General features: G+C 66.8%; 12 protein-coding genes. 5 read left to right on the top strand and 7 right to left on the bottom strand.

Annotated elements, in window-relative coordinates; genetic code table 11:
- The 5 genes from BLV60_RS34790 to BLV60_RS33525 all read right to left on the bottom strand — a co-directional run.
- The coding region (locus BLV60_RS34790; protein WP_256329694.1) for a response regulator at positions 1 to 254 on the bottom strand (254 nt) is incomplete at its 3' end.
- Between the two features lie 207 nt (positions 255 to 461).
- The gene (locus BLV60_RS33540; RefSeq protein ID WP_093060076.1) at positions 462 to 911 is read right to left on the bottom strand and encodes a host attachment protein; all 450 of its coding nucleotides are present in this window, start codon (positions 909 to 911) and stop codon (positions 462 to 464) included.
- A gap of 137 nt (positions 912 to 1,048) precedes the next feature.
- Complete coding sequence (locus BLV60_RS33535) at positions 1,049 to 1,465, bottom strand: DUF6691 family protein (protein WP_093060074.1); 417 nt, start codon at positions 1,463 to 1,465, stop codon at positions 1,049 to 1,051.
- Positions 1,466 to 1,474: 9 nt separating this feature from the next.
- Positions 1,475 to 1,909: a YeeE/YedE family protein gene (locus BLV60_RS33530; protein ID WP_093060080.1), complete on the bottom strand. Its 435-nt coding sequence runs from the start codon at positions 1,907 to 1,909 to the stop codon at positions 1,475 to 1,477.
- Entirely contained in the window at positions 1,909 to 2,232 is a 324-nt protein-coding gene (locus tag BLV60_RS33525) for an ArsR/SmtB family transcription factor (RefSeq protein ID WP_093060072.1), read from the bottom strand. Before BLV60_RS33525 ends, BLV60_RS33530 begins: the two co-directional genes overlap by 1 nt.
- An 88-nt stretch (positions 2,233 to 2,320) precedes the next feature.
- On the opposite strand from BLV60_RS33525, the gene BLV60_RS33520 reads away from it, so the two are divergent.
- Entirely contained in the window at positions 2,321 to 3,214 is an 894-nt protein-coding gene (locus BLV60_RS33520) for an MBL fold metallo-hydrolase (protein WP_093060070.1), read from the top strand.
- A gap of 15 nt (positions 3,215 to 3,229) precedes the next feature.
- On the opposite strand, the gene acs is transcribed toward BLV60_RS33520, so the two are convergent.
- Complete coding sequence (gene acs, locus BLV60_RS33515) at positions 3,230 to 5,206, bottom strand: acetate--CoA ligase (RefSeq protein ID WP_093060068.1); 1,977 nt, start codon at positions 5,204 to 5,206, stop codon at positions 3,230 to 3,232.
- Positions 5,207 to 5,332: 126 nt separating this feature from the next.
- Here acs and BLV60_RS33510 point away from each other — a divergent pair, with 126 nt between their 5' ends.
- Both BLV60_RS33510 and BLV60_RS33505 read left to right on the top strand, forming a co-directional pair.
- Positions 5,333 to 5,653, top strand: a complete 321-nt coding sequence (locus BLV60_RS33510; protein WP_093060066.1) for a DUF485 domain-containing protein — start codon at positions 5,333 to 5,335, stop codon at positions 5,651 to 5,653.
- A complete protein-coding gene (locus BLV60_RS33505; protein WP_371127432.1) occupies positions 5,650 to 7,377 on the top strand; it encodes a cation acetate symporter in 1,728 nt (575 codons plus the stop codon). Before BLV60_RS33510 ends, BLV60_RS33505 begins: the two co-directional genes overlap by 4 nt.
- Before the next feature lie 36 nt (positions 7,378 to 7,413).
- On the opposite strand, the gene BLV60_RS33500 is transcribed toward BLV60_RS33505, so the two are convergent.
- Positions 7,414 to 8,340: a histone deacetylase family protein gene (locus BLV60_RS33500; RefSeq protein WP_093060064.1), complete on the bottom strand. Its 927-nt coding sequence runs from the start codon at positions 8,338 to 8,340 to the stop codon at positions 7,414 to 7,416.
- Positions 8,341 to 8,584: 244 nt separating this feature from the next.
- Here BLV60_RS33500 and BLV60_RS33495 point away from each other — a divergent pair, with 244 nt between their 5' ends.
- Both BLV60_RS33495 and BLV60_RS33490 read left to right on the top strand, forming a co-directional pair.
- Positions 8,585 to 9,769 carry a DesA family fatty acid desaturase gene (locus BLV60_RS33495; protein ID WP_093060062.1) on the top strand — a complete coding sequence of 395 codons (1,185 nt, stop codon included), beginning with the start codon at positions 8,585 to 8,587 and terminating at the stop codon, positions 9,767 to 9,769.
- A 39-nt stretch (positions 9,770 to 9,808) separates the two neighbouring features.
- Positions 9,809 to 10,765, top strand: coding sequence for a hypothetical protein (locus BLV60_RS33490; RefSeq protein WP_093060060.1), 957 nt, complete (start codon positions 9,809 to 9,811; stop codon positions 10,763 to 10,765).
- The last annotated feature ends 127 nt before the right edge of the window (positions 10,766 to 10,892 follow it).

Raw genomic sequence — 10,892 nt, 5'->3', positions numbered from 1 at the left:
ACCTCGTCTTCCAGTGCCGAGTGCACGATGACTTCGACCGAACTGCAATGGCGTCGGGCGCTCTCGATAAGTTCGAATCCCTTGCCGCCGCCGAGCCGGACATCGATGATGAGCACGTCGAATTCATGCTGTGTCAGAAGGCGCTTGCCTTCCTGCAGGCTGCCCGCTTCGCCGACGATACGCACGCGCGCGTCTGTGGCCAGTTCGCGGGCGATTGCACGCCGCGCATCGGCGTCTTCGTCGATCACCAGCACCCGCACCGGCTTCCCGGGCTGGCCGGCCAGGAAGCCCGGCCATGAATTCGCCGGTACCCGATTCGTCTCTTGCGCAGGGCCGCTTTCGATCTTCGCGAGCCAGTGCGGGGCGCCACGCGTCAACGGTGACGGCTCGGGTGGGACTGCATCCAAGGATGGCTCCATGCTGTTGCTGAAGTTCAGTTCAGGCTGAAGGAGTCCATGGCATCAGAGCACTGCGGACCACGAGCCCGAGATGCGGCTTTCGAGTTCCGCGATGCCCACGTGGCACAGGTCGTTGTTCAGCGTGGCCTTGAGCCGCTGGGTGACCGCTTCGCTCAGCTGCGCCTTCAGTTCGCCCATGAAAGGGTTCGAGGCGAAAAGCGTGAGGGAGGCGTACTCGCCGACCTTCAGGCCCGCCTCCAGCCGCTGGGCGATTTCCTTCGCGAAGCGCTGGTGCTCCTTGCGCCGTGCGTCGCTGCGCGGCTCGAAATGGTTGAGGCCCCGGCTGTTGTCGGCGGCTTGGCTGCCGGGACGGTCCGACTCGAGTTCCCTGGCGTGCAGCCGGCTTGCATCGTGTGCGAGGGTTTCGACTGGCACGAGCGGCGACTTGGCGGTGTCTCGGCGAAAGATGCGTGCCGATGCGGCATTGGCGATGACGATCAATTGGGTCTTCATGACGCTTCCCGGAGTAAGGGCGATGCCCAAGACTAGGACGCGGATTCGCGGCAGACTTTGCGCTGGATCAACTCCCGCCCCTTGCCCGGGCTGTTTGCACGGCGCGCGAGGCGGGTCTTTGACCGTCCTGGACTCTGTCAGCGACCGAGCCGCTCGAAGAATTCGAAGATGCTCATGCCAGCCAGCATCGCGGCCACGAAGACGAGGGCCTTGACTTCGCCCATTCCGAGGGCGACCAGGCCCGGGCCGGGGCAGAAGCCTGCGATGCCCCAGCCGATGCCGAAGAGCAGGCTGCCCGCGATCAGGCGACGGTCGATGTGGCGCGCCGAGGGCAGGCGCATCTCGGCCCCGAGGATGGATACCGTGCGACGCCTTGCCAGCATGAATGCGACCATGCCGACGGCAATGGCACCGGCCATGACGAAGGCCAGGGACGGGTCCCAGGCGCCGGAGAGGTCGAGGAAGCCGAGCACCTTGGCCGGATTGGCCATGCCGGAGACGATGAGGCCGAGCCCGAAGACCAGGCCGGCGAGCAGCGAAGCGAGAACGAGCATGAAATCTCCTCAGGCACCGAGCAGATGACGTGTCACGAACACCGTGGCAAAGCCGGCGCCCATGAATGCGGCCGTGGCCACGAGCGAGCGCGGCGACAGGCGGGAAAGGCCGCAGACCCCGTGGCCGCTGGTGCAGCCAGACCCGTAGCGAGTGCCCAGGCCGACGAGCAACCCCGCCAGGATCAGCGTGCCGTAGTTCGCGTCGATCTGCGGCCTGGGCAGCGCCGCGAAGAGCAGATAGACCAGCGGTGCGCCGACAAGCCCGAGCGTGAAGGCGGCGCGCCAGGCTATGTCGCCCCTGATCGGCCTGAGGAGCCCGCCGAGCACGCCGCTGATGCCTGCGATGCGCCCGTTGAGTAGCACGAACATCGCCGTGGCGATGCCGATGAGCACGCCGCCGGCCAGCGCTGCGAACGGGGTGAAGTGGTTCCAGTCGATGGCCATCATTCCTCCTTCGGGCAGTAGAGGCGGTAGAGAACCGCGAGGATTTCCAGCATCGCCGGGTCGGCCACGCTGTAGAAGATGTTCTTGCCGTCGCGACGGGTGTTGACCACGCCCTCGTTACGCAGCACGCCCAGTTGCTGCGACAACGTGGGCTGGTGAATGCCCAGCTTCTGCTCCAGATCGCTCACGCACATCTCGCCCTGCGACAGTTGGCACAGGAGGAGGAGGCGGTCTTCGTTGGCCAGGAGCTTCAGCGCCACGACCGCCTTGCCGGCGGCTCCGCGCAGGAGTTCAGGGTCAATGGCCAGGGATGAGTGCTTCATGGGTTCCGGGCTTCGCTTTCGATTGACATATTATATTCAAATATATATTGTTATGACGGGCAACGGAACATCCATGGATGGAGCACTCATGACAGCACGCACGACGACCCAAGGCTTTTTCGATCCCGCGACATGGACGATTTCCTACGTCGTGTGGGAGCACGCCACCAGGCATGCCGCGGTCATCGACCCCGTGCTGGACTACGACTTCAAGTCAGGGCACACCGGCACTGCGTCGACAGACAAGCTGCTTGCCTATGTCCGCGACCACGGCCTGAGCGTCGACTGGATCCTGGAGACCCATGCGCACGCCGATCATCTGTCCGGCGCCCGCCACGTCCAGGAGCAGGTCGGCGGAAAGATCGCCATCGGCGAGAACATCCGCGTCGTCCAGTCGACCTTCAAGAAGCTCTTCAATCTCGAACGAGGTTTCCTGCCGGACGGAAGCCAGTTCGACCACCTGTTCAAGGATGGCGAAGTCTTCAGGATCGGCGACGTCGAAGCCACCGCCTTGCTGGTGCCGGGCCACACCCCCGCAGACATGGCCTACCTGGTGGACGGCGCCGTCTTCGTCGGCGACACGCTCTTCATGCCCGACCTCGGCAGCGCACGCGCCGACTTTCCCGGCGGCGATGCGCGCCAGCTCTACGGGTCGATGCGCAGGCTGCTGGATCTGCCGCCCGACACCGCCGTGTACGTCTGCCACGACTACCCGCCGGCATCGCGGCAGGCCCGCTGGCAGAGCACCGTGGCGGAACAGCGCGCACACAACATCCATGTGCGCGACGGCATCGGCGCCGACGAGTTCGTCGCGATGCGCACGGCCCGCGACGCGACGCTGGACGTGCCGACGCTCATCCTCCCGTCGATCCAGGTGAACGTGCGGGCGGGACGACTTCCTCCGGCCGACGACAACGGCGTTGCGTACCTGCGCATTCCGTTGAATGCGCTCCCGGTGCACCGCTCCCCGGCCCGGAGCTAGCCGGGCAGGGCGGGTTCAGTGCGCCTCGGTCAGCTGATCGAGGATCGCCGGGTTCTCCAGCGTCGACACATCCTGCGTGATCGCCTCGCCCTTGGCCACCGAGCGCAGCAGGCGGCGCATGATCTTTCCGCTGCGCGTCTTGGGCAGGTTGTCGGCGAAGCGGATTTCCTTGGGCTTGGCGATGGGGCCGATCTCCTTGCCGATCCAGGCGCGCAGCTCGGCCGCCAGGCGGTCGGCTTCCTTGCCCTCGGGGCGCGGCTGCTTGAGCACCACGAACGCGCAGATCGCCTCGCCGGTGGTGTCGTCTGGCCGGCCGACCACCGCGGCCTCGGCCACCAGCGCCGTGCAGGCCACGAGCGCCGATTCGATTTCCATGGTGCCCATGCGGTGGCCGCTGACGTTCAACACGTCGTCGATGCGCCCGCCGATGGTGAAGTAGCCCGTGAGCGCATCGCGCGCGGCGCCGTCGCCCGCCAGGTAGTAGCCGCGCAGCTCCGGCGGGTAGTAGCTCGAACGGTAGCGCGCGTCGTCGCCCCACACCGCGCGGATCATGCTCGGCCAGGGCTTCTTGATGACCAGCAGGCCGCTCTCGCCGTTGGGCACGTCGTTGCCCATCTCGTCGACGATGGCCGCGGCGATGCCCGGAAAGGGCAGGGTGCAGGAGCCCGGCACGAGGTCGGTGGCACCCGGCAGCGGCGTGATCATGTGGCCGCCGGTCTCGGTCTGCCACCAGGTGTCGAGCACCGGGCAGCGGCCGCCGCCCACGTGCTTGCGATACCACTCCCACGCTGCCGGGTTGATCGGCTCGCCGACCGAGCCCAGCACGCGCAGGCTGCGCAGGTCGTAGCGGTCGGGGTGAACGGCGGAGTTGCCTTCGGCTGCCTTGATGAGCGAGCGGATGGCGGTGGGTGCCGTGTAGAAGACCGTGACGCCGTGCCGCTCGATCATCTGCCAGAAGCGCCCCGCGTCGGGGAAGGTGGGCACGCCCTCGAACACCACCTCCGTCGCGCCGATGGCCAGTGGGCCGTACGCGATGTAGGTGTGGCCGGTGACCCAGCCGATGTCGGCCGTGCACCAGAACACGTCGTCGTCGTGCATGTCGAAGGTCCACTTCGTGGTGAGTGCTGCATGCAGCAGGTAGCCGCCGCTGCAGTGCTGCACGCCCTTCGGCTTGCCGGTGGAGCCCGATGTGTAGAGCAGGAACAGCGGATGCTCGGCGCCCACCCATTCGGGTTCGCAGCTGTCGCCCTGTGCTTCAGTGATCTCGTGCATCCACAGATCGCGCGGCGTCCATGCAATGGGCCCACCGGTGCGGCGGTAGACGATGACCGACTCCACCGCCTCGCAGCCGCCCAGTGCGAGCGCCTCGTCGACCATAGCCTTGAGCGGCAGTTGCTTGCCCGCGCGCACCTGCTGGTCGGCTGTGATGACCACGGCGGCGCCGGTGTCCGCGATGCGGTCGCGCAGCGCGTGCGCCGAGAAGCCGCCGAACACCACCGAGTGCACCGCGCCCAGCCGCGCGCAGGCCTGCATCGCGACCACGCCTTCGACCGACATCGGCATGTAGATGACGACACGGTCGCCTTTCTTCACGCCGCGTGCTTTCAGCGCGTTGGCCATGCGGCAGGTCTGCGCGAGCAGTTGCGAATAGGTTGTGTGGGTGACCTTGCCGTCGTCCGACTCGAAGATGATCGCCACCTTGTTGCCCTTGCCGGCCTCCACCTGGCGATCGAGGCAGTTCCACGAGACGTTGAGGGTGCCGTCCTCGAACCAGCGGTAGTAGGGCGCATCGCTTCTGTCGAGCGTCTTGGTGAACGGCGTTTTCCAGGCGATGAATTCGCGCGCAAGGCGAGCCCAGTAGCCCTCGTGGTCGGCATCGGCCTCGGCCACAAGGGCGTCGTATGCGGCGCGACCGGCGATATGCGCGGTGCGGGAGAGTGCTTCCGGGGGCGCGTAGACCGGAAGACGGGACGGGAGATCGGGAGCGTTCATGTCTCGTGTCTTTCGTGGGGGTGGTGGCGCGATCTTGCCGACGGTGAAGGAGAAAACCTTGCGCCAGCGCAAGCTTCGATGCGGCGCGTGCACTCCTAATGGGGCCATCGCACACAAGGAGACTCCATGGAAGACGATCTGGTCGCGCGCATTGCCGCGAATCCGCAGTACAAGCAACTCAAGCGCCGGCGCGACCGCTTCGGCTGGACGCTGGCGGTGCTGATGCTCGCCGCCTACTACGGCTTCGTGCTGCTGGTGGCCTTCGACAAGGAGTTCCTGGCGCGACGCATGGGCGAAGGCGTCATGACCCTTGGCATGCCGATCGGCTTCGGCGTGATCGTCTTCACCGTGGCCATCACCGGCTACTACGTGCGCCGTGCGAACGCGGAGTTCGACACCCTGTCCGACGCCGTGGTCAAGGCCGTGCAGAAGGTGGCCAAGCCATGAACGCACATCTCCTGCGCATGCGGTCCGCCGCCGTCCTTCTTGCCTTGGGAGCGGTTTCGGCGGGCGCTCTTGCGGCTGGCGCCGACCTGGGCCAGCTCCAGCGGCAGCCCACCAACTGGACCGCCATCGGCATGTTCGCGCTGTTCGTGGTGGGAACGCTCTTCATCACCAAGTGGGCCGCGGCGCGCACCCGCTCGGCATCCGACTTCTATACGGCCGGCGGCGGCATCACGGGCTTCCAGAACGGGCTTGCCATTGCCGGCGACTACATGTCGGCAGCGTCGTTCCTCGGCATTTCGGCCGCAGTGATGGCCACCGGCTATGACGGGTTGATCTATTCCATCGGCTTCCTGGTGGGCTGGCCGGTCATCACCTTCCTGATGGCCGAGCGGCTGCGCAATCTCGGCAAGTTCACTTTCGCCGACGTGGCGGCCTTCCGCTTCAAGCAGACCCCGGTGCGCATCTTCGCGGCCTCGGGCACGCTGGTGGTGGTGGCGTTCTACCTGATCGCGCAGATGGTGGGGGCAGGGCAGCTCATCAAGCTGCTGTTCGGCCTGGAGTACTGGATTGCGGTGGTCATCGTGGGCTCGCTCATGATGGTCTACGTGCTCTTCGGTGGCATGACGGCCACCACCTGGGTGCAGATCATCAAGGCCGGCCTGCTGCTGGGCGGCGCGAGCTTCATGGCGGTGTCTGTGCTGTGGCACTTCGGCTTCAGCCCGGAGGCGATGTTCGCCGGTGCGGTGAAGGTCAAGACCGACCTGGCGCTCAAGGACGGCAAGACCGCCCAAGTGGCGGCGAGCATCGGACAGTCGATCATGGGCCCGGGCAACTTCGTGAAGGACCCGATCTCGGCCATCTCCTTCGGCATGGCGCTCATGTTCGGCACGGCCGGCCTGCCGCACATCCTGATGCGCTTCTTCACGGTGCCCAGCGCCAAGGAGGCGCGCAAGTCGGTCATGTGGGCCACGGGCTGGATCGGCTACTTCTACCTGCTGACCTTCATCATCGGCTTCGGCGCCATCACCTTCGTGCTGACCAACCCCGACTTCCTCGACGCCAAGGGCGTGCTCAAGGGCGGCGGCAACATGGCGGCGATCCACCTGGCCAATGCAGTGGGCGGCAACGTGTTCCTGGGCTTCATCTCGGCGGTGGCCTTCGCGACCATCCTCGCGGTGGTGGCGGGCCTCACGCTGTCGGGCGCGTCGGCGGTGTCGCACGACCTGTATGCCACCGTCATCAAGAAGGGCGACGCCGGCAGCGCGGCCGAGCTGCGCGTGTCCAAGATCACCACGCTGGCGCTCGGTGCGCTGGCGGTGCTGCTGGGCATCGTGTTCGAGAAGCAGAACATTGCCTTCATGGTGTCGCTGGCCTTCGCCATCGCGGCCTCGGCCAACTTCCCGGTGCTCTTCATGTCGGTGCTCTGGAAGGGCTGCACCACGCGCGGCGCGGTGATCGGCGGCTTCCTCGGGCTGGTCTCTTCGGTGGCGCTGACGGTGGTGTCGCCTTCGGTCTGGGAGGCCACCTTCGGCTACCCGGCGGGGTCGGCGCCGTTTCCGTACACCTCGCCGTGCCTGTTCTCGATGAGCATCGCGTTCGCGGGCATCTGGCTGTTCTCGGTGCTGGACCGCAGCGCGCGCTCCCAGGTGGACCGCGGCGGCTTCCTCGCCCAGCAGGTGCGTTCCGAGACCGGCATTGGCGCGCATGGCGCGAGCGGGCACTGAACGAGCCTGCACGCTGGCCACGGCCCGGCGCCGTGGTCAGTCAGCGCCTATCAGCACTTTGACATGCGCTGCGGCGCTGCGGGCGAGGGCGCTGAGCGCATAGCCGCCTTCCAGGCAAGAGATGACGTGCCCGCGGCAATGGCGCTGCGCCACATCCATGATCTGCCGTGTGACCCAGGCGTAGTCGCGCTCCACCAGGCCGAGGTTGCCCATGTCGTCCTCCCGATGCCCGTCGAAGCCCGCCGAGATGTAGACGAGCTGCGGCGCGAAGGCTTCGAGCGCCGGCAGCCAGCACCCGGTGACAGCCGCGCGGAACGCATCGCTGCCCGAACGCGCGGGCAAGCCAATATTCACCATGTGCGAGCCGTTGTCGTCTTCGCCCGAGAAGGGGTAGATGCCCTTCTCGAAGATGGAGCACATGAGCACGCGATCGTCGCAGCGGAAGATGTCGGCGCTGCCGTTGCCGTGGTGCACGTCGAAGTCGATCAGGGCCACGCGCTGCAGGCCGTGCACGTCCAGCGCATGCCGGATGCCCACTGCCACATTGTTGAAGAAGCAAAACCCCATGGCCGCTTCGCGCACCGCATGGTGCCCGGGCGGGCGCACGTTGCAGAAAGCCGTGGACGCCTTGCCCGCCAGCACCAGGTCGGTTGCCAGCACCGCGGCACCGGCGGCGCGCAGCGCGGCCTGCACGGTGTGCGGGTTCATGAGGGTGTCGGGGTCGACGAAGCGGTGGCCTTCGGTGGGAGCGGCGGCAATGAGTTCGCGCACGTACGACATCGTGTGCGCGCGCGCCAGCTGGGTGCGCGTGGCAAGGGGCGCATCGTACGGAGCCATGTAGTCGAGCAGGCCCGCGATCAGCAGCCGGTCATGAATGGAGGAAGACCGCTCGGGGCATTCCGGGTGGCCCGCGCCCATGTCGTGGTGCGCGCAGTCGGGGTGGGTGATGTAGGCGCTGAGCATGCGAGTTCCTTCGGAGTCCCGGGGGCGGCACGCGCGGAAGGCTCGCTGCCAGACGCGACCCCGAAGTGGGTTGGGGAAGTTTCACTCTAGGCAAACAGGCGCATGTCGCTGTTGCGCTGTATCAAGCAAGCGGACGACAAGCGCCGCATTCGCTACGGCTGGAATGCCGGCACGGTGTTGACGTGCATCAAAGGCCGTGGGAGGTGCGGTCCGCAGAATCGCCCGCACTGTTCACGAGGTACGAATGCAATCCCTTCTCTATTCCGGTCTTCTCGATCTTCCATGGTGGGGCGCGGTGCTGGCCGCGCTGGCGCTCACGCACGTCACCATCGCTTCGGTCACCATCTTCCTGCACCGCCACCAGGCGCATCGCGCGCTCGAACTGCACCCGGCGGTAAGCCATTTCTTCCGCTTCTGGCTGTGGCTGACCACCGGCATGGTGACGAAGGAGTGGGCCGCGGTGCACCGCAAGCACCACGCCAAGTGCGAAACACCCGAAGACCCGCACAGCCCGCAGGTGTACGGGCTCAACAGAGTGCTGTGGGGCGGCGTGTTCCTCTACGTGCGCGAAGCGGGGCATGCGGAAACCCTCGAGCGCTACGGCCACGGCACGCCTGACGACTGGCTGGAGCGCAATCTCTATTCGAAGCACAAGATCCTCGGCATCGTGCTGATGGGCATCGTGGACATGACACTCTTCGGCGTGGCGCCGGGCGGCCTAGTCCTGCTCACGCAGATCGCGTGGATCCCGTTCTGGGCGGCCGGCGTGGTCAACGGCATCGGCCACTACTGGGGCTACCGCAACTGGCCCGCCCGTGACGCCAGCACGAACATCTCGCCGATCGGCATCCTGATCGGCGGGGAAGAGCTGCACAACAACCACCACGCCTTTCCCAGCTCGGCCAAGCTCTCGAGCAAGTGGTTCGAGTTCGACATCGGCTGGCTCTACATCCGCACGCTGCAGGCCCTGGGACTGGCGACGGTGAAGCACGTGGCACCCACGCCGCGCCTCGTCGCGCCCAAGGCGAATGTCGATCTCGCCACGGTGCAGGCAGTCATCCGCTGCCACTACGACGTCCTGTCGAACTACTCGCGCTCGCTGAAGAAGGCCTGCGCAGTGGAGCTCGGTCGCCTGCGCCGCATGTCGCCTGAAGCCGCGCGTGCCCTCAAGGCCGTGAAGCCATTGCTGGGCAAGGACCAAGGCCTGCTCGGCCCGTCGCGGTACCAGCAGGTGATACAGGCGTTGAATGCATCGCAGGCACTGACTACTATGTATTCCATGCGCGGGGAGTTGACCGCCTTGTGGAGCCGTTCCGCCGCCACTGGCGAGCAGCTTGCCAGGCAGTTGCAGGACTGGTGCCAGCGCGCCGAGGCGAGCGGCATCGCACCGCTGGCGGACTTTTCCCGCCGCCTGCGTTCCTACGCCTGAACGGCCCTGCGCCGAGAGGATGCGATTGAGGCTTGCGTAATGGTTTGGCGATTCGATGTCAGCAACGGCGATGCCGACGGCCTCTGCGCCGTCGTGCAGTGGCGGCTGCACGAGCCCGGGCCGGCAGAGCTCGTGACGGGGCTCAAGCGCGACATCGCGCTGCTCGGCCGCGTCCAGGGACAAGCCGGCGACGAAGTCAACGTGTTCGACATCTCGATGCAGCGCAACCGCGGCGAACTGCAGCGCCTGCTCGACGACGGCCTGCGCGTGCGCTACTTCGACCATCACGCCGCCGGCAAGGTGCCGGTGCACCCGAACCTGGAGGCACACATCGACGAGGCGAGCGATGTCTGCACCAGCCTGCTGGTCGACCGCCACCTGGGCGGAGCGCATCGCGCCTGGGCGCTGGTCGGCATCTATGGCGACAACCTGGGCGCAGTGGCCGACCGGCTGGCGCTCGAAGGCGGCTTCGAGCCCGGCGACTGCGCCGGGCTGCGCCGGTTGGGCGTGCTGATCAACTACAACGCCTATGGCGAGTTCGAGCACGACGTGCGCATCGCACCCCGCCTGCTGTTTCCGCTGATGGCGCGCTACCCGGACCCGCGCGACATGCTGGCGCACGAGAGCGTCGTCGACGAAATCGATGCAATGCGCCACAGCGACCTGCGGCTGGGTGCGGACGCCGCCGTACTCTGGCAGGGGCCTCAGGGCAGCGTGCGCGTGCTGCCCGATGCGCGGTGGAGCCGGCGCGTGCAGGGCTGTCTTGCCAACGAGCTGGCAAACGGCGAGCCCGGCTGTGCGCATGCGGTGCTGAAGGTGCAGGGCGACGGCTATGTCGTCAGCGTGCGCGCGCCGTTGGCACTTCCGCGCGGCGCCCATGCGCTGTGCAGCCGCTTCGGCGGCGCCGGCCGCTCGCGCGCGGCGGGCATCGACCGGCTGCCGCGTGGTGACTTGTCGCGCTTTGTCGAGGCTTTCGCCGAGGCGTCCTGGAGTTAGCGCGCCAGACGACGTCGCAGACGCGAGGATTCCTTGCGCTATCGCAAGGGGAGGGCGGGCAGGGACGCATAACGTTGCGGCATGAAAGCACTCGTATACCGGGGCCCCGGCCTCAAATCGCTCGAAG

The organism is Variovorax sp. YR634 (genome assembly GCF_900106655.1).
In the GTDB taxonomy this organism is placed as follows: domain Bacteria; phylum Pseudomonadota; class Gammaproteobacteria; order Burkholderiales; family Burkholderiaceae_C; genus Variovorax.
The sequence above is the reverse complement of the archived record's forward strand: the minus strand, read 5'-3'. Positions and strand labels throughout refer to the sequence as shown.